13 protein-coding genes are annotated in these 18,081 nt (G+C 73.4%); 6 read left to right on the top strand and 7 right to left on the bottom strand.

What is annotated here, in order from left to right; genetic code table 11:
- Positions 1-60 precede the first annotated feature (60 nt).
- On the bottom strand, positions 61-1,014 hold the full coding sequence (locus DLJ47_RS14205) for a hypothetical protein (protein ID WP_109900479.1): 954 nt from the start codon (positions 1,012-1,014) through the stop codon (positions 61-63).
- Between the two features lie 371 nt (positions 1,015-1,385).
- On the opposite strand from DLJ47_RS14205, the gene DLJ47_RS14200 reads away from it, so the two are divergent.
- Entirely contained in the window at positions 1,386-4,775 is a 3,390-nt protein-coding gene (locus DLJ47_RS14200) for a hypothetical protein (RefSeq protein ID WP_109900478.1), read from the top strand.
- Positions 4,776-4,841: 66 nt separating this feature from the next.
- On the top strand, positions 4,842-7,979 hold the full coding sequence (locus tag DLJ47_RS14195; protein WP_109900477.1) for a BTAD domain-containing putative transcriptional regulator: 3,138 nt from the start codon (positions 4,842-4,844) through the stop codon (positions 7,977-7,979).
- On the opposite strand, the gene DLJ47_RS14190 is transcribed toward DLJ47_RS14195, so the two are convergent.
- The 3 genes from DLJ47_RS14190 to DLJ47_RS14180 all read right to left on the bottom strand — a co-directional run bounded on the left by DLJ47_RS14190 (position 7,963) and on the right by DLJ47_RS14180 (position 10,620).
- Positions 7,963-8,712, bottom strand: a complete 750-nt coding sequence (locus DLJ47_RS14190) for an ABC transporter permease (protein ID WP_109900476.1) — start codon at positions 8,710-8,712, stop codon at positions 7,963-7,965. The genes DLJ47_RS14195 and DLJ47_RS14190 overlap by 17 nt on opposite strands.
- On the bottom strand, positions 8,709-9,647 hold the full coding sequence (locus tag DLJ47_RS14185) for an ATP-binding cassette domain-containing protein (RefSeq protein WP_109900475.1): 939 nt from the start codon (positions 9,645-9,647) through the stop codon (positions 8,709-8,711). Before DLJ47_RS14185 ends, DLJ47_RS14190 begins: the two co-directional genes overlap by 4 nt.
- A 154-nt stretch (positions 9,648-9,801) precedes the next feature.
- On the bottom strand, positions 9,802-10,620 hold the full coding sequence (locus DLJ47_RS14180) for an NAD-dependent protein deacylase (protein ID WP_109900474.1): 819 nt from the start codon (positions 10,618-10,620) through the stop codon (positions 9,802-9,804).
- 110 nt (positions 10,621-10,730) lie between these two features.
- On the opposite strand from DLJ47_RS14180, the gene DLJ47_RS14175 reads away from it, so the two are divergent.
- Positions 10,731-11,408 carry a hypothetical protein gene (locus DLJ47_RS14175; protein ID WP_109900473.1) on the top strand — a complete coding sequence of 226 codons (678 nt, stop codon included), beginning with the start codon at positions 10,731-10,733 and terminating at the stop codon, positions 11,406-11,408.
- 30 nt (positions 11,409-11,438) lie between these two features.
- Here the strand turns inward: DLJ47_RS14175 and DLJ47_RS14170 are convergent, their stop codons facing one another.
- A complete protein-coding gene (locus DLJ47_RS14170; protein ID WP_109900472.1) occupies positions 11,439-12,407 on the bottom strand; it encodes a GlxA family transcriptional regulator in 969 nt (322 codons plus the stop codon).
- A 102-nt stretch (positions 12,408-12,509) separates the two neighbouring features.
- Here DLJ47_RS14170 and DLJ47_RS14165 point away from each other — a divergent pair, with 102 nt between their 5' ends.
- The 3 genes from DLJ47_RS14165 (at position 12,510) to DLJ47_RS14155 (ending at position 14,271) form a co-directional block, all read left to right on the top strand.
- On the top strand, positions 12,510-13,163 hold the full coding sequence (locus DLJ47_RS14165) for a DJ-1/PfpI family protein (protein ID WP_199235845.1): 654 nt from the start codon (positions 12,510-12,512) through the stop codon (positions 13,161-13,163).
- A gap of 11 nt (positions 13,164-13,174) precedes the next feature.
- Entirely contained in the window at positions 13,175-13,477 is a 303-nt protein-coding gene (locus DLJ47_RS14160) for a hypothetical protein (RefSeq protein ID WP_109900470.1), read from the top strand.
- A 167-nt stretch (positions 13,478-13,644) separates the two neighbouring features.
- Positions 13,645-14,271 (top strand): class I SAM-dependent methyltransferase, encoded by a 627-nt coding sequence (locus DLJ47_RS14155; RefSeq protein WP_109900469.1) that lies wholly within the window; start codon positions 13,645-13,647, stop codon positions 14,269-14,271.
- Between the two features lie 71 nt (positions 14,272-14,342).
- Here the strand turns inward: DLJ47_RS14155 and DLJ47_RS14150 are convergent, their stop codons facing one another.
- Positions 14,343-15,221 (bottom strand): alpha/beta fold hydrolase, encoded by an 879-nt coding sequence (locus DLJ47_RS14150; RefSeq protein WP_109900468.1) that lies wholly within the window; start codon positions 15,219-15,221, stop codon positions 14,343-14,345.
- A gap of 3 nt (positions 15,222-15,224) precedes the next feature.
- Positions 15,225-17,924: a helix-turn-helix transcriptional regulator gene (locus DLJ47_RS14145; RefSeq protein ID WP_109900467.1), complete on the bottom strand. Its 2,700-nt coding sequence runs from the start codon at positions 17,922-17,924 to the stop codon at positions 15,225-15,227.
- Between the last annotated feature and the right edge of the window lie 157 nt (positions 17,925-18,081).

Genomic DNA, 18,081 nt, shown 5'->3' with positions numbered 1-18,081 from the left:
CGCCGGCCGAGAACGTGGACGCCTCGTACCGGCCAACGGGGGTCCCGGTTGCCGGTGGCCTCAGCGGCGCAGGTGCAGCGGCAACCTCGGTAGCAGGTGCTCCAGTTCGTCGGATGTCGCCGGCCGGACGTTGTCCACCGCGGCTCGCAGCGTCGCCCGGTCCACGTCGCGGGTGGCGCGCACGTGCACCAGCCGGTCGCCCCGGATCACCAGGTATTCGTGCAGGTCCGGCCGCATCGCCTGGTACGCCCGCTCCGGCGCCTCGCGGACACAGCCGTACCCGTCGGCGTGACCGCCCGGCGGCTCCGGCCGGCAGTCCGGCACCGCGGCACAGTCTGCCCACACGACGATCCGGCCACCCGACCCGTCCACCGGCGAGTACGTGATGGCGAACGTGATGCTGGCCGTCGCCGGCCGCGGCTCGGCCGTGCCGTAGCCGGGCAACGAGGTGACGAACACCAGGTCGGCCTCCGTGCCCGCCCGGTCGAGACGCCGGGCGAGTTCGTCGGCCCGTCGGTCCGCCGTGGCCAGGGCCGTCCCGCCGATGAGGAGCACGATCAACGCGAGGGCCGGCAGCCGGACCACGCGGGGTCGGGTGAGCACCGCCGAGACCAGCGCCAGCCCCACCGCGGGCAGCAGAAACAGGGAGATGGTGCCGTCAGGGCCGGGCACGACGTCGGGCAGCCGCGCCAGGCAGTAGCCGGAGAGCGCGGTGCCGCCCGTGGCGACCAGCAGCGCCCAGCCGACCCGGAGCCTGACCCTGTCGGTGAGCGCGGACCCTTGACGCGTGGCCGTGCCGACGCCAAAGAGCACGGCAGGCAGCACCGCCACGCCGAGGAGCAACGCGCCGTTGTGGGACGGCACCACCACCAGCCCGAACCAGGTCACGATCGGAAGCGCGAGCAGCCCGACCACCCCGACGACGACCACCTGCCACAGTGCGGGACCGACCGGTGGTGCGGGTCGGGGCTCCTTCGCCCCGGCCAGCTCGCCGATTCGTACGTCACCGCTCACGTCGCCCCCGTGTCCGCCGCTCCGCCGGTCCGTACGCCCGTGCCGCGACTCATGTCCCCGCAGCGTCGCACGACCCGCGACAGCGGCGGATCCGATGTTCGGATCCCCGCCGAGGACGGTTTGGCGGAGATCAGCGGACGTCGCCGACGCTTGACGGCTGGCCCGGACATCGCGGGGTCGTACGACCGCCACGTTCGATTGACCGACTCGTCTACCTTGTGGCCATCCATCCGTGGACATCGCTGTCCTGTCCACAGTGGTGCCCGATCGCAGTGGGAGGAGCCGCCGTTGTTGACCGAGTCCCTGTCGGCACCGGCCGCACGCGGCGGGGCGGCCCTGGTCGCGGCCACGGCCAGTTCGGACGATCCGCGGTGACCGCCATCGACGGCGCTGTCGGCCAGCGGGGGCGAGTGCAGAGCGCGCACCAGCAGGTGCTCGTCGAGAACGGCTTCGGCTACGGCGTGATCGGGGCGGACCTGCACGTCTTCGGCGACGGCCGACCGGTGTACCTGCTCAGCGAAGCCGGCCGGCGGCCGGGCCTGACCCTCGCGGTGGATGACCAGGGGCTGCCGGCTCAGCCGAGCCACCTGCTCAACGCCCGGCACGCCGTCGTGGACTTCACCGGCCGGCACGGTGAGGTCGACGATCTGACCGCCTGGCGCGACGGCGGTGGCGGCCGCGCGGTCCGCTGGTTGCACGCCCCCGGCGGCCAGGGCAAGACCCGCCTGGCCAGCCACCTCGCCGAGTTGGCCGCCCGGGACGGGTGGAAGGTGATCGTCGCCGAGCACACGCCGGCCCGGGTCATCGATGTCGACGAGCCGACCAGCCACGACCTGCGCGTCGGGGCCGCCCGGGGACTGCTCATGGTGGTCGACTACGCCGATCGGTGGCCGCTGGCCCACCTGACGTGGCTGTTCAGCAACAAGGTGTTCGACCAGGACGTGCCGGTGCGGGTGCTGCTCCTCGCGCGCAACGAGCACATCTGGGCTGCCCTGCGCCACGCCCTCACGCAGGCCGGCTGGTCGCCGGAGGGCTGCACCAGCCAGGCGTTGGGCGCTCTTCCACGCGCCCGCGACGCCCGCGGCGGCATGTTCGTGGCCGCCCGGGACTGCTTCGCCCGCCACTACGGGCTGCCCGACGCGGCCGCGATCAGCGTGCCCGACTGGCTGGACCGCGACGAGTTCGGGCTCACCCTCGCGGTGCACATGGCGGCGCTGGTCGCCGTCGACCGGCACGCTCGCAGCGCCACCCAGCCGGAGGTGCCGCGCGAGGGCATGACGGCCCTGACCGCGTACCTGCTGGAACGCGAGAACCTTCACTGGCACGCCCTGCACGGCAGCGGCGACGCGCTGACCGGCGGGCGCACGACGGTCGCCACCACGCCGACCCAGATGCGCCGGGCCGTGTTCACCGCCGCCCTCACCGGCCCGCTGGGCTACCGGGACGCCAGGGCGGCGCTGGACCTGGTCGGCGTCGGCGAGGCCGACCAGGTGCTTGGCGACCACACCTTCTGCTACCCGCCCGTCGATCCCCGTACCGTGCTGGAGCCGCTCTACCCCGACCGGCTCGCCGAGGACTTCCTGGCCCTGTGCCTGCCCGGCCATGACCTGCCCGGCCACGAGTCGGACGCCTGGACCCACGGCGTTCCCGAGCTGTTGCTCACCCCACCGGCCGGCGGCGGCCAGCTGCCGCCGTACGCCGGTCGCGCGATCACCTTCCTCACCGCCGCCAGCGAGCGCTGGCCCCACCTGATCGCCACCCTCGAAGGGCTTGAGCGGCTCCTGCCGGAGGATCCGCACGCCGCGGCCGGCGACCTGACCGTCGCTGCGGCCGGCCTCGCCGAGCGCCTCGCACGGCACCGGCTTCCGACCGTCACCGACCCCGCCGCCCGCGCCGAGCTGCACGACGTCCTGGGCCGCTGGCTCGACCGGGCCAACCGGGAGAAGGAGGCAGCCGACGCGCTCCGGGAGGCCGTACGGCTGTACCGCCCGCTGGCCGCGGCCGACCCGCAGACCTTCGAACCCAATCTCGCCTGGTCCGCGCTGAACCTCGCGCAGGTCCTGGTCAGCCTGGGCCTCGTACCCGAGCCGGGCGTCCTCACGCACCTGGCGGCCGGCGGTGACGCGATACGGCCCGGCCTGGCTCGTCCGGACGAGGCGCTGGCGGCCCTCCGCGAAGCTGTCGAGATCCTGCGGCGGCTGGCCCGCGACAACCCCGCCGAGCACGAGGAGGACCTCGCCGCTGCGCTCTCCGTGGTCGGCGTCTTCGGGCCGCATCTGGGCGCGGCCGAGGAATCACTGGCCTTCGCTCGCGAGTGCGTCGAGCTCGTCGGCCGGCTGGCGCGCGACGACCCGGACCAGTACGCGGACACCATGCCGCTCATGCTGGCGAACCTCGCGGGCAACCTGGTGACGTCCGAGCCGGAGCAGGCGGCGACGCTCGCCGGTGAGGCGGTCGAGGGTGCCCGTCGGCTGATGCACGACGATCCCGCAGATCCCGAGCAGGAGGAGGCTCGTCGGTTTGCGCTCCACTTCACCCTGGTGGTCCAGGCTGGCGTGCTGTTACGGCTGGGCCGCGCCGAGCCGGCCCTCGCCGTCCTCGACGAGGCGGTTCGGACCGCCCCGGGCCGGCCGGAGGACGACCCGGACGGCAGCGGGGCCTGGGCCGAGACGGTCTCCCTGACGCTCGGCCTGCTGTGGGTGCAAGGCTCGCAGGAGGACGCGGAGGCCGGCTTGGAGGCGGCCGTGCACGTGCTCCGCCGCGAGGCGCGGCGCAACCCCACCGCTCACCGGCTGGCGATGTTCCACGCCTTTCTGGTGCTCGACTACATGCTGCGTCAGCTGGAGCGATGGGAGCTGGTCCTGGCCGGGCAGCGCGACCTCATCGACTTCCTGAAGTCCTCGGACGACGCCCTTCGATACGATGCCGTCGGCTTGCTGGCCGCCAGCGGCGCCATCCTGGCGATGCTGGGGCGGTGGGACGAGGCGCTGGACGTGATCGCCGAGATCGCCGAGGAACTCCGGCGCGAACGCGCCGCCGGTGGGCTGGAGTACGGCCTTGTCGGAGCGCTGCTGGCGGTGGCCACCAACGGGGCGGGCGTGACCCCGGACGAGTCGCCCGACGACACCGGCTACGGGCAGGTGGCCCAGGACGAGGCCGTTGCCACGCTGTACCAGATCGCGGCGGCGTACCGTCGGCGGGCCGGCGGCGACCCGCACGACGAGCACGGCCTGGCTGTGACGTTGAAGATGCTGGCCGAAGCGCTGTGGATCATGGACCGGCCGGGGGAGTCCCTGGCCGCCGGCCGGGAGGCGATTGCGGTCCGCCGCCGCCTGGCGCGCGACGGATCCCCCGAACACTACGATCACCTCGCGCTGGCGTTGCAACGCCACGTCCGCAGGTTGGAGCGGGTCGGGCAGCACCGGGAGGCGGTGGCCGCGGCGGCGGAGGCGGTCGACCTCTACGAGCAGCTCGTGCGCGTCGACGCCGCCGCGCACGAGTCGGCGCTCGCCGCGACGCTGCATCTCCTGGCGGTCAACCTCTGGTGGTTGCGCCCGGCCGAGGCGCTCGAACCGGCCCGGCGGGCCGTCGAGATCGTGGAACGGCTGGCGCGAGCGGAACCGGCCGGGCATGGACAGAATCTCGCCAACGCGCTGGACGTGTTCGCCGGGATCCTGCGCGACCTGGGGCGGGAAGAGCAGGCGCGCGCCGCGGCGAGCCAGGCGGCCGAGGTACGCGATCGGCTCACCGCCCGCGGCTAGGGCGGCGGCCGTTCCGCGCCGCTTCACGGTTGGATGCCTGCTCCTCGCCCATGGCAAGATCTGCCGGTGCAGATCGGGATGCTCGGACCGTTCGAGGTGCGCCGGGACGACGGTGTCCACGCCGACGTGCCGGGCGCCCGGCTGCGCGGGCTGTTGGTCGCCCTCGCGCTCGAACCCGGTCGCGTGGTCCCGAAGGCGACGCTCGTCGACTGGATCTGGGGCGAACACCCGCCCTCCGACGCGGCGAACGCCTTGCAGCGGCTGGCGTCCCGGCTGCGGAAAGCGCTACCGGACGGGTCGGTCGAGGGGCGACCGGACGGCTACCGCCTGGCGGTGGAACCCGGCGCCGTCGACGCCGTGCGCTTCGAACACCTGGTCCGCCAGGCCCGCGACGACGAGGGCCCGCAGCGGGTACGGCGGCTGCGCGAGGCCCTCGGGCTGTGGCGCGGTGCGGCCCTGCAGGACGTCGGTCTGGCCGACAGCGCGGCCTTCGACGCGGCGGTCACCCGCCTCGAGCGGCTGCGCCTGACGGCCTTGGAGGACCGGTTCGACGCGGAGATCAGCCTCGGCCACGGCGAGGAGCTGGTCCCGGAACTGACCGACCTGGTGGCCGCGCACCCGGTGCGGGAACGGCTCGTCGCCGCCCTGATGCGCGCCCTCGTGGCCAGCGGCCGGGACACCGACGCGCTGCTCGTGTACCAGCGCACCAGGGAGGCGCTGGCGGACACGCTGGGCGTCGACCCCGCACCGGAGCTGTCCGCACTGCACGTCGCGCTGTTGCGGGGCGAGTCGGGACGGCGCGAGGAGAACCGGAACACCAACCTGCGCGCGGAGCTCACCAGCTTCATCGGCAAGGACGCCGACGTCGCAGCGGTCGCCGGACTCGTCGCCGAACACCGGCTCACCACCCTGATCGGGCCGGGCGGCTCGGGGAAGACCAGGCTGGCCACGGAAACCGCGCGCACCCTGCTCCGCGACCTGCCGGACGGGGCCTGGCTGGTGGAACTCGCCGCCATCGGCGCCGACGGCGACGTGGCGCAGGCGACGTTCGCCGGGCTCGGCCTGCGGGACACGCTGCTCGGCGAGGCACCGAACGTGGAGCCGACGGACCGGCTCATCGCCGCGATCCGCGAGCGGGAGGCGCTCCTGGTCCTGGACAACTGCGAACACGTGATCGAGTCGGCGGCGGCGTTCGCCCACCGGGTGCTCGGGGAGTGCCGGCGGCTGCGGATCCTGGCGACGAGCAGGGAACCGCTCGGCATCACCGGTGAGGCCCTGTGGCCGGTCCTGCCGCTGGCCCTGCCCGGCGCGAGCGCCGGTCCCGCCGAGATCGAGTCCGCACCGGCCGTTCGGCTGCTGCTGGACCGGGCGAGCGCGGTGCGCAAGGATCTCGCGGTCGACGCCGAGACGTTGTCGACGATGGCGCGCGTCTGCCGGGCCCTGGACGGGATGCCGCTGGCGATCGAACTGGCCGCGGCCAGGCTGCGCACCATGTCCATCGACCAGCTCGCCAACCGCCTCGACGACCGGTTCCGCCTGTTGACCGGCGGCAGCCGTACCGCGCTGCCCCGGCACCGGACCCTGCGGGCGATGGTCGACTGGAGCTGGGAACTGCTCACCGACGCCGAACGGATGGTCCTGCGCAGGCTCTCGGTGTTCTCCGGCGGGGCGAGCCTGGAAGCCGCCGAGCGGGTCTGCGTCGGCGATGCCGTCGAGCGGGCGGAGGTGCTCGAGCTGCTCACCGCGCTGACCGAGAAGTCGCTGCTGGTCGCGGAGGGCGACGGCGTACCGCGCTACCGCATGCTCGGCACGATCAGGGAGTACGCCGCGCACCGCCTCGCGGAGGCGGGGGAGTCGGACCAGGCGCGCCACGCGCATCTCACCTACTTCACCGAACTCACCGAGACCGCCGACCCGTGGCTTCGCCGCGCCGAGCAGTTGGAGTGGCTCGCCACGCTCAACGTCGAACACGACAACATCAGCGCCGCGATGCGCGGCGCGCTCGCGGCTGGCGAGGCGCAGGCGGCGATGCGGCTCGCGGCGGGCGCCGGCTGGTACTGGTGGCTCAGCGGGCACAAGGCCGAAGGCATCGAGCTGCTCATCGCGGCTACCGAAACGCCCGGTGAGGTGACCGACGAGATCCGGGCCATGGTGTACGCGCTGGTGGTGCTCTTCGTCAGCGGCGGGCAGGGCGACGAGCACCAGGCGGCGGAGTGGATCCACAAGGCGTACCGGGTCAGCCAGCGCAGCGAGTCCCGCAGGCCGCTGCTGGGGCTGGTCGTCCCGCTGGAGCGCATGTTGCAGGCGCCGGAGGCGATCCTGCCCGCCTGGGAGCCACTGCTGGACGACGAGGACCCCTGGGTACGCGCACTGGCTCGGCTGCAACTCGGCAAGATGCGGATCGTGTTCGGCCAGGGCGGGCGGGATGCGGACGCCTACCTTGAGCTGGCGCTCGCCGAGTTCCGGGCGATCGGCGAACGGTACGGGATCTCGGTCGCCCTGTGCGAGCTGGCGGAGCGCATCGCCACCCGCGGCGAGTTCGCCGCCGCGTGCGAGCGTTACGAACAGGCGATCACGGTCGTCACCGAGGTCGGCGCCGTCGAGGATGTCATCCGGATGCGGGCGCGACAGGCTCAGCTGTACTGGCTGCTCGGCGACGAGGAGGCCAGCGCGGCTGCCATAGCCGAGGCGCAACGGTGCGCCGAACGGGTCACCTGGCCGGATGCGCTGGCCGTGCTGGCCCTGTCGAAGGCGGAACTCGCTCGGTGGCGCGGCAACGCCGAGGAGGCGTACCGGCAACTCGATGTCGCGACGACCATGCTGAGCGACGACGCGGAGCTGGCGAACGTCCGTGCGGTGACCCACGACCTGCTGGGCTACCTCGCCGACGACCTCGGCGAGGCCCGCAAGCACCACGCCGCGGCCTGCCAGGCCGCGGCCGAGATGGGGCATGCCCCCATGATCGCGCGGGTGCTCGTCGGCGTTGCGGACCTGGCGCTGCGCAGCGGCCGGTACGACCAGGCGGCGCGGCTGCTGGCGGCGAGCACCGGGGTGCGCGGGCTGCCGGATCTCTCCCACCCGGACCTGGCCCGGATCGAGCGGGCAGCGCGGAGCCGCCTCGGCGACGCGGGGTTCGCCGAGGCGGCTCGGGAGGGCACGCAGACGAGCTGGAGTCAGTTGGTCGCGGTCACGCTCGCTTCGTGAACGTGGCGGACGCCCACAGGTAGCCGACCAGGGCGATCCCGACGCACCAGGCGAGGGCGGTGATCAGGGTGCCGGTGTCCGGTGCGCCGTTGAGGAGTCCGCGCATGGTTTCGATGATCGGGGTGAAGGGCTGGTACTCGGCGAACTGCCGCAGACCGGGTCCCATCTTCTCCGCCGGGACGATGGCGCTGCTGAAGAACGGCAGCATGACCAGGGGCACGGCGGCCAGACCCGCCGTTTCCGGAGACTTCGCCGCCAGGCCCAGGGCGACGGTGAGCCAGCCGGCGGCGAAGCCGAGGAGCACGACGATGCCGGCCACGCCGAGCCAGTGGGTGAGGCTGGCCGATGGGTTGAATCCCAGCAGGAAGGCCACCCCGATGAGGGCGGCGATGGCGACGAGGTTGGTCAGGACGCTGGCGACGACGTGACCGGTCAGCACCGCACCGCGGGAGACGTCCATGACTTTGAACCGGTTGATGATGCCCTTGGTCATGTCGGAGTTCACCGCCGTCGCGGTGGCGCCGAGCCCGTAGCAGACGGCCAGCAGGATCAGTCCGGGTGTGGCGTAGTCGATGTAGTCGACGCCGACGTTGAAGGCGTCGCCGAACATGTACACGAACATCAGCATGATGATGATCGGCATCAGCACGGCGTTGAAGACCGAGGTCGGGTTCCGGGCGATGTGCTTGAAGTTGCGACGCAGCATGATCATCGAGTGGGACTTGGTGCTCATTTCGCGGCCACCTCCGTGGTGCGCCCGGTCAGGGCGAGGAAGACGTCATCGAGGTCGGGTGTGTGTACCGAGCACTCCTCGGCGGTGAGGGAGTACTCGTCGAGCCGGTCCAGCAGGGTCCGCAGCGATCTCGTCCCGCCGTCGCTGGGAACCCGCAAGGCCAGCGTCTCGTCGTCGCGGGTGGCGTCGGGCAGGACCCGAGCGGCCGTGTCGAGCTCGGTGACGGTGGTGAACCGGAGCCGGACGTGGGTTCCGGGGATCTGCCGCTTGAGGTCGTCGGGGGCGCCCTGGGCGACGAGGCGGCCCTGGTCGAGCACCGCGATCCGGTCGGCGAGTTGGTCGGCTTCCTCGAGGTACTGGGTGGTGAGGAAGATGGTCACCCCGTCGGCGACCAGGCCACGGATGATCGACCACATGGTGCGGCGGCTGCGCGGGTCCAGCCCGGTCGTCGGCTCGTCCAGAAAGATGATCCGCGGGTTGCCGACCAGCGTCATCGCCAGGTCGAGCTTGCGGCGCATACCACCGGAGTAGGTCGAGGCGGGCTTGCCCGCCGACTCGGTCAACTCGAACCGGTCCAGCAACTCGGCGACCATCCGCTTGCCGCCACCGGAGGCCCGGTTCAGATCCACCATCAGCTGCAGGTTCTCGCGCCCCGTCAGCAGCTCGTCCACCGCCGCGAACTGACCGGTCACCCCGATCGCCGCCCGCACCGCCTTCGCCTCGGTCGCCACGTCATGCCCGGCGACCCGTACCGTCCCACCGTCGGCCTTGATCAACGTGGTCAGCACGTTCACCGTCGTCGTCTTGCCCGCCCCGTTCGGGCCGAGCAGCGAGAACACCGTTCCCGCCTGGACATCGAGGTCGACGCCGTCGAGCACGACCTTGTCCTTGTAGGCCTTCCGCAGCCCGGAGACCGTAATCGCTGAAGCTGTCATGCGGACAACTGTCGGGGTCGAGCCTGTCACCCCCCTGACACGCCGCTGACACGACCACTGACACGCGTACGCGTTCCTGGCCGGCCACCAGGCGGAGGTACGCGGTACCGGACTCGGCCGCGACCTCGCCGGAGCCCCGCCTCAGCCGGTTCCCCTACGACCGGGGGGCCGGGTCGGCGGCCCAGGCGGCCGCGACCAGGGATGGGAGGACGTGTGCCGCGGTGCCGCGCAGGTTGACGGCGCAGACCCGGTCGAGCGGGGTCGGCTCCGGGTTGACCTGGATCACGGCGGCGCCGGAGCGTGCCGCGATCCGGGGGATCTCCGCGGCCGGGTACACGACGCCGGAGGTGCCGACGGCAAGGAGCAGGTCGCAGGCGGCAGCGGCTTCGACCGCGGCGGTGAAGGCCGCCTCGGGCAACATCTCGCCGAACCACACCACGCCCGGGCGGACGAGCGTCCCGCAGGACGTGCACCGTGGCGGCGCGATCCGGCGGCCGTCGTGCGGCTGCGCGGGCTCGCCATCCGGTGCGTCGGCGTCGGCGTCGGCGGCGTCGTCGATGGTTGCCGGATGGGCAGCAGCGGCCACGCAGCGGGGCGCGAAGAGGCTGCCGTGCAGGTGGATCGGAGCCGGGCTGCCGGCCCGTTCGTGGAGGTCGTCGACGTTCTGCGTGATGACTGTCGTGCCGGGGATCCGGGCCTCGATGGCGGCGATGGCGAGATGGCCCGGATTCGGTTCGGCTCGCCGTACCCGCGTGCGCCGCCATTCGTACCAGCCCCAGACCAGGTCCGGATCGGCGTGGAAGGCCGCCGCGGTGGCGAGCTCGCGGGCGTCGAACCGCGCCCACAGGCCGGTGAGGTCGTCACGGAAGGTGGGCACGCCGCTCTCGGCGGAGATCCCGGCGCCGGTGAGGACGACGACCCGGCGCGCGTCACCGAGAAGTTCGGCGGCGCGATGCGGCAGAGCCTCTTCCATGTGGAGATCCTGCCAGCACGTCGACGGCGGCCGGTGCGCGACAGGTAGTCGGAGAGCACGCCTCGTGACGAGCTTCGCTGCCGGCCTGGTCGTCGGCGTAGGGTCACCCGGTGACCGTGTACGACATCGCCGCCGGACTGCCCTCGATCGACCGGCTGCGGGAGCGGTGCAAGGCGCTCGCCATGCTGGAACGCGTCATCGACGGCGGGGAGCCGTACTACGCCTACACCTCCGCGTGGGGGGAGGACGAGGCGGGGTTGATGAGCAACGGCAGCGGCGACGAGTGGGCTGTCGTGTTCACCACCGGCGGCGTGTTCATCCGGGTCTTCGATCACGAATCGGCGATGTCGCCCTACGGCGATCCGGACCACGGGCTGTGGCCGGGACTGCTCGACGGACTCCCATCGACGTTGCGCCCGCAGGTGCGGGAGCCCGCGTTCTGTGATGAGACGGGGCAGTTCCTCGCCACCGCGGTTCTGTGGCGGCTCGCCGGTGACGACCGCTGGCACGCGGGGGAGGGCATCACCTTCCCGCCGCCGATCGGGCCGTACGACGACACCGGGCCCGACGGCGCCGCCATGCTTGAGATCCTGTTCGACGACATCGTCGACCGGTACGTCGAGTTCGCCAGGGACTACCACGAGATCGAGGTGGACCGGGCGGCGGTCGCGCACGTCGTCGCGCATCGACCGCTCACCGACGCGGTGATCCGAGCCCTGAACCCGCACCTGACCGTCGCCCGGTTGGGCGAGGATCTCAGCACCATCGGGTACCCGGTAGCGGCGTGACGGCAGGCCCGCCGACGCCCGGGCAGAAACCTACGCGGGGACACCCGCCGGGCTCCGGGGCTGCGCGCGGAAGGTGGTGCGGTACGCCTGTGGCGCCACCCCGCTGAGTCGCTTGAACTGGGCACGGAACTGCGCCGGCGAAGCGAAGCCGACCAGGTGGGCGATCCGGTCGACGCCGAGGTCGGTGCTCTCCAGGAGTTCCTGCGCCCGGCGGATGCGCACGGCGGTGACCCACTGCATCGGGGTGCGGCCGGTCTCCTCGTGGAAGCGCCGGTTGAGCGTGCGCACGCTGAGCCTGGCGTGGGCGGCCACGTCGGCCAGTGTCAGTTTCTCGTGGGCACGGGACTCCAGCCATTCCAGGACCGCGCCGAGGCCGATCTCCGCGGCCCGCACGCCGGGGCGCACGATGAACTGCGCCTGCCCGCCGTCGCGGTGCAGTGGCGCCACCGCCTGCCGTGACGCGTCCGCGGCGACCGCGGCGCCATAGTCCCGGCGCACCAGGTGCAGGCACATGTCCACGCCCGCGGTCGCCCCGGCCGACGTGACGAACTGGCCGGTGTCGACGTACAGCACCTCGGGGTCCACCTCGACGGCCGGGAAGGTCGCCCGCAACTGCTCGGCGGCGGCCCAGTGGGTGGTGGCCCGCCGGCCGTCGAGCAGCCCGGCCGCGGCGAGGGTGAAGGTGCCCACGCAGATCGACGCGATCCGGGTACCGGCGGCCGCGGCGGCCCGCAGCGCGTCCAGGACCGCGGTGGGCACGGGCGCGGCCGGGTCGTACCGGCCGGGCACCACGACGGTGTCGGCGCCGGCGAGCGCGTCGAGGCCGTGGTCGACGGCCAGCCGCAGCGGACCGGCGTGGACCATCGGCTCGCTGCCGCAGACCAGTACCCGGTAGCCGGCCTGGCCGCCCGGCAGCCGCACCTGGCCGAGCACCTCGATCGGCGTGGCAAGGTCGAACGCGATCGTGTCCGGCAGCGCCAGGACGCACACGGTGTGCACGGCGACCTTCCTCTGGTCGAGGGGATGCGGCAGGAAACAGTCGGACGCTGGCAATCTTGCCACTGGTCGCACTCCCAGCGAGCCCCGAGGATCGACGGGGTGATGGTGCAGATCGTGTTGTTCGACGGGTTCGACCCACTCGACGTCATCGCGCCCTTCGAGGTCCTCTCGGCCGGAAGCGACGCGGCTGGAGGGGCCCTGGCGGTGGAACTCGTCGCCGCGGAGGGCGCACGGGAGGTGGTCAGCGGTACCCGAGGCCTGACCCTGCGGGCGACCGCGCGGCTGGACCCGGACCGGCCGGGCTATGTCGTGGTACCCGGTGCCAGCGGGCCCACGACCGGCGACCCCGACCAGGGCGCGGTGACGATACCCGTGCTGCTGGCGCGGTTCGCCGAGTCGGCGGCGGCACCCCTGCTGCTCGCCGCCCTGCGCAACCCCGCGGTGACTGTCGCGGCCGTCTGCGGCGGATCGCTCGCCCTGGCCATGGCCGGCCTGATCGAGGGACGCCACGCGGTGACCCACGTGCTCGGCATGGACGTGCTCGACGCGACGGGCGTACACGCGGTGTCGGCCCGGGTCGTCGACGACGGCGACCTGATCAGCGCGGGTGGCGTCACCTCCGGCCTGGACCTCGGGCTGCACATCCTGGAACGCGAGTTCGGCCCGCGGGTCGCGCACGCCGTCGAAACCCTCTTCGAGTACGAGCGGCGCGGCATCGTCTGGCGCAACGCCGGCCGCACGCCCATCACCATCTGAACGGAGCTGTCGTGCACTCCATCCTCGGCACCTGGGACGTCAGCCTGAAGACCCCGATCGGCACCCTGCGCGCCGCCTATGTCTTCAGTGACACCGGCGGCGTGCTCGCCGGCACCGCGTCGACGACGGCGGAGACGGTGCCGCTGGCCGCACTCGTCTGCGACGGCCCCCGGGTGACCTGGCGGCAGTCGGTGACCCGCCCGATGCGCCTCAACCTCGATTTCGACGTGGTCGTGGACGGGGACACCTTCACCGGCCACTCCCGCGCGGGACGCCTGCCCCGCACCACGGTCACCGGCACCCGCCGCGGGTGAACCGGGCCGTCCCGCGCCGCCGGAGGTCGCCACCGCCACCTCGCTGCCACCGGTCGGCGCGGATGGTGCGGTCCGGCGGCGTCATCCGTCGCCGGCACCGCGAACGCTCAGGTGCGATGATGCGGCTCGTGCCTTCCTCGCCTTCAGATCCGCCCGACTACCGCGGCGTGCGACTCGCCTACGACACAGTGGCGGGAGACTACGCCTCGTACCTGCCGGACACGCGTGCCGAAGCGCCACTCGACCTCGCCATGGTCGACGCCTTCGCGGCGGCGGTGGCGTCCGGTGGCGACGCGCGGGTCCTCGACGCCGGATGCGGCGCGGGGCGGATGAGCCGGTACCTCGCCGAGCGCGGGTGTCTGGTGGAGGGGGTCGACCTGTCGTCGAGCATGGTCGCCATGGCCCGGCGCGACCACCCCGACCTGGTGTTCACCGTCGGTTCCCTGACCGACCTGCCCTATCCGGACGACCGGTTCGCCGGCGTGCTGCTGTGGTACTCGATCATCCACACCCCGCCCGCCGGCCAGGCGCGCATCTTCGCGGAGGCCGCCCGGGTGCTCCGCCCGGGTGGCCACCTGCTCGTCGGGTTCCAGTCCGGCGAAGGTACCCGCGACGTGTCCGCCGCGTACCGCCGGTTCGGCCACGAGATCCAGCTCGAGCGCTACCTCGTCACGGCTGACCAGATCGCACCGCGGCTTGCGGCCGTGGGGCTGCGAGAGGTGTGTCGCCTGGTCCGCCGTGCCGAGCGCACGGAGCGGGACGATCAGGCGTTCCTGCTGGCCAAGGCCCCTTGACCGCGGCGGGCCCCGCAGCCGACGGCCCGGCCGCCAGTCGCCTCCTGCCGGCCGGACCGCCCGAGCCGCCGTTACCGGGCCGTGTGCGCGAGGACGGCGGCGGCCAGTTCCTCGTGCACCTCCGGCGGCAGCGTGTGGCCCATGCCCGCCACGATCATCAGCCGCGCCCCCGGGATCTGCTCGGCGATGAGCGCGCCGTGGCCCGGCTTGACCGGCTCGTGGCTGCCCTCGATGACCAGTGTGGGCGCCTTCACCTGGTGCAGCACGCCCACCGGCTCGAAGTCGGGCTTGGCCATGGCGGCCAGCCGGTGGTTGGCCACCGCCGACAGGTCGCGGGCCCGGTCGTAGATCCGTTCCTGCAGGCGCCGCGCCGCGTCCTCGTCGAACGGCAGCCCGGTGCCGTGCAGCAGGCGCTGCTCGGCGATCATGCCGTCGATCCGGGCGCGCCGGTCCTCCGGCGGTGGGGCGGCCATCAGCGTGCGGTAGAAGGCGACGAACTCCGGCGCCGGCTCGGGCAGGCTCCCCTCGGGTTGCGGTTGTCCCATCAGCGCCCGCATGATCACCTGACCCTCGCCGCCGCCGAGCGGGGAGGAGCCGATGACGGTCAGCGAGCGCACCCGCTCGGGCCGCTCCACGGCGACGAACTGGCCGAGTAGGCCGCCCGCCGAGTGGCAGACCAGGTGCGCGCTCTCCAACCCGTGGGCATCCAGCACGCGGTAGACGTCGTCCTTGATGTCGTCCCAGGTGTACGGCTCCGCCGCGAAGTCGACCGGGTCCGACCGGCCGGTGTCGCGGTGGTCGTACCGGATCACCCGGCGGCCCCCGGCGACGAGGCGGCCGACGAACTCGTCCGGCCACAGGACGCCCTGGGACATCGACCCCATGATCAACAGGATCGGCTCATCGGTCGCGGCGCCGAACTCTTCACTCCAGATGTTCACCTCATGCATGCCTCAGAGCATGTCCTCTTCCGTTACTGGCGCCTTCTGTAGAACTACTAGTCGCGCCAGTTCCGTACGGGAGCCGATGCCCAGCTTCGGATAGATCTTGTACAGGTGGTACTCGACCGTGCGTGGGCTCAGGATCAGTTGGGCGGCGATCTGCTTGCTCGACAACCCGTCGGCGACCAGGCCGGCGATCCGCAGCTCCTGCGGGGTCAGGGCGTCGAGCACGGCCGGCGGCGGGGCCTGCCCGCTCTCGCCCGCCGCCCGCAGCTCACCTTGTGCGCGCCTCGCCCATGGCCGCGCGCCCGCCCGCTCGAACGTCTCCCACGCCATCCGCAGATGCGCCCGCGCCTCGCCCGGCCGCTGCGCGCGGCGCAGCCGCTCACCCAGCAGCAGCGCCGTCCTGGCCGCCTCGAACGAGTTGGTGTGCAGCCGCAACGCCTCGGTGAAGGCGTCCTCGGACGACTCGACCAGACCCCGGCAGCGGGCCAGCAGGGCGTGTGACTCGGGCGTCGCGGCGTGCGCCGACGCCCGCTGGTACGCCGCGAGCGCTGCCCGCGCACCCGCATCGTCCCCCGCGCCCACGGCGGCCTCCACGCGATCCGGCGCCGTCCGCCACGTCACGACGGGATGCCCGACGCCCGGTCCCGCCGCGGCGAGGGCCGTGAAACGGTCGTGCGCCGCCGCGTGGCGTCCCAGGCACAGGTCGAGCAGCGCCAGCGCGTACGCGGCGACCCCCGCCCGCAGACCCACCCGGTGCGGTACGGCGATGGCCAGCGCCTCGCGGGCCTGCCGTTCGCAGGTCTCCTCGTCGCCGCGCAGCGCCGCCAGCACCGCGAGGTTGGCCAGGTGCGCGGCCACGGTGTTCTCGTAGCCGGCCTCGCGGGCCAGTTCCAGGCCCTCCTCGGAAACGGCCTGGCTGCTCACCAGCCGCCCCGCCAGGCGCTCAGCCGTCGCGACGAACTCCAGTACGACCGGCAACTGCCCGGTCATCCCGGAGACCCGGCCCACCCGACCTGCCCGGTCGGCCATCTCGGCCGCCAGATCCGACTCACCCAGCTGGCTGGCCGCGGCCGCCGCCCACAGGTACTCCGCCGCCTCCCGCAGCTCGCCGACCCGCGCCAGCGCCCGCCGCAACAGGCTCGGCCCGGCCGCGTCGCCGCCCAGCGTCAGGCCGATCCCGGCCACCGTGTCCCGCAGGAATCCGGCGGGATGCGCGGCCGCCCGGCGACCGAGCTCGATGATGGCCGCCGTGTCGCCGACGTACGAGGCGGCCTCCGCGGCATCGGCCAGCATGTCCAGGCGGTCGCCGGCCGCCAGGATCCGCAGGGCCTCGGCGGCGTTGCCGGAGTTCAGCTCGAACCGCCCCCGGACCTGGGCAATCTCCATGACGAGGCCGGCATCCGCGCCGGCCAGATCGCGGGCCTCGGCCAGCAGCGACTCCGCCTGCCCCGGACGGCCACCGAGCCAGGCCGCGACGGCGGCGTCCTTCAAGCGGGTGGCACGGGCGTACGGCTCGGGGGTCAGCTCGGCGGCCCGGGCCAGGGCGGTGGCGGCGGTGCCGTACCCACCGCGGTCGCGCGCCCGCTCCGCGGCGGCCACCAGTTCGGCGGCGACCCGCTCGTCCCGGCCCAGGGCGGCGCCGGCCAGGTGCCAGGCGCGGCGGTCGCCCTCGGTGAGCTCCGCCAGTACGGCATGCGCCCGGCGGATCTCGGCGGGGCTGGCCGCCTCGTACACCGCCGACCGGATGAGCGGATGGCGGAAGTGCACGCGCGTGCCCGTGAGCTCGGCCAGCCCGGCTTCCTCCAGCTCGGCCAGCGCTGACCGCCCCGTCCGAACCCCCGGGTCGGCTTCCGGCCGTGCCGTTCGCGGGGCGGACAACCGGTCGGTGGCGCGCAGCACCAGGTCGAGGCCGGCCTCCAGGGCGGCGACCAGAGCGAACAGCCGGGCAGCGGCGGACAACGCGGCCACCCGGTCGCCGAACAGCCGGACACCACCGGGCAGCGGGTCGGGCAGCGGTTCGCGGCCGGCGAGCTGCGCGGGCGTCAGGCGGGCGGCGATCTCACCCAACGCGAGCGGGTTCGCGCCGGTCAGCGTGACGAGTTCCCGCGCCACCCCAGGCGGCACCGCCCAGCGGGACGCCAGCAGCTCGACCGCCGCGGCCGCGGGCAGGCCACGCACGTCCACCGTCACCGGCGCACCCTTGACGGGGGCGTCGCCCCGCACGGCGAACAGCATCGCGATCTTTTCGGTCCGCAGCCGCCTGGCGGCGAACAGCAGTGCGTCGGCCGATGCCCGGTCGACCCACTGGAAGTCGTCGATCACGCAGATCAACCCGTCCGGTGCGGCGGCTTCGGCCAGCAGCGAGAGCACGCCCGCGCCCAGCAGGTACCGATCACCCGCGGTGCCGGCGGCCAGCCCCAGCGCCGCCCGCACCGCGTCGCGCTGCGGTTCGGGCAGCGCGTCGAGCGAGCCGGTCACCGGCCACAGCACCTGGTGCAGCGCTGCGAACGCGAGGTCGGACTCGGCCTTGACGCCGGTGGTCCGCAGCACGCGCATCGCGCCGCCGCGCGCGGCCGCCGCCTCGAGCAGGGCCGTCTTGCCCACGCCTGCCTCGCCCTGCAACACCACCGCACCGCCGACGCCGGCGCGCGCCCGGGCGATCACCTCGTCGAGTTCGCTGATTTCCGCGGATCTGCCGTACAGCACGGACACCGACTCTAGGAGACCACCAGGCTGAGCCGGGGCGCGGCTGGTTCGGCCGGTTCGTCAGGTGCGGCACCAGCGCGAGGCCGACGGAGACCACCGCCAGCGCGGTCGCCACCCCGAGGATCGGGCCGCCGGCGGGGTCCGTGACCCGGTCCAG

It is taken from the genome of Micromonospora sp. S4605 (genome assembly GCF_003176715.1).
Lineage (GTDB): Bacteria > Actinomycetota > Actinomycetes > Mycobacteriales > Micromonosporaceae > Micromonospora > Micromonospora echinaurantiaca.
The sequence above is the reverse complement of the archived record's forward strand: the minus strand, read 5'-3'. Positions and strand labels throughout refer to the sequence as shown.

Coding starts and splice junctions, on each gene's coding strand:
- DLJ47_RS14185 (WP_109900475.1), bottom strand. CDS start 9,647: ATGACAGCTTCAGCGATTACGGTCTCCGGGCTGCGGAAGGCCTACAAG.
- DLJ47_RS14180 (WP_109900474.1), bottom strand. CDS start 10,620: ATGGAAGAGGCTCTGCCGCATCGCGCCGCCGAACTTCTCGGTGACGCG.
- DLJ47_RS14165 (WP_199235845.1), top strand. CDS start 12,510: ATGGTGCAGATCGTGTTGTTCGACGGGTTCGACCCACTCGACGTCATC.
- DLJ47_RS14150 (WP_109900468.1), bottom strand. CDS start 15,221: ATGCATGAGGTGAACATCTGGAGTGAAGAGTTCGGCGCCGCGACCGAT.
- DLJ47_RS14190 (WP_109900476.1), bottom strand. CDS start 8,712: ATGAGCACCAAGTCCCACTCGATGATCATGCTGCGTCGCAACTTCAAG.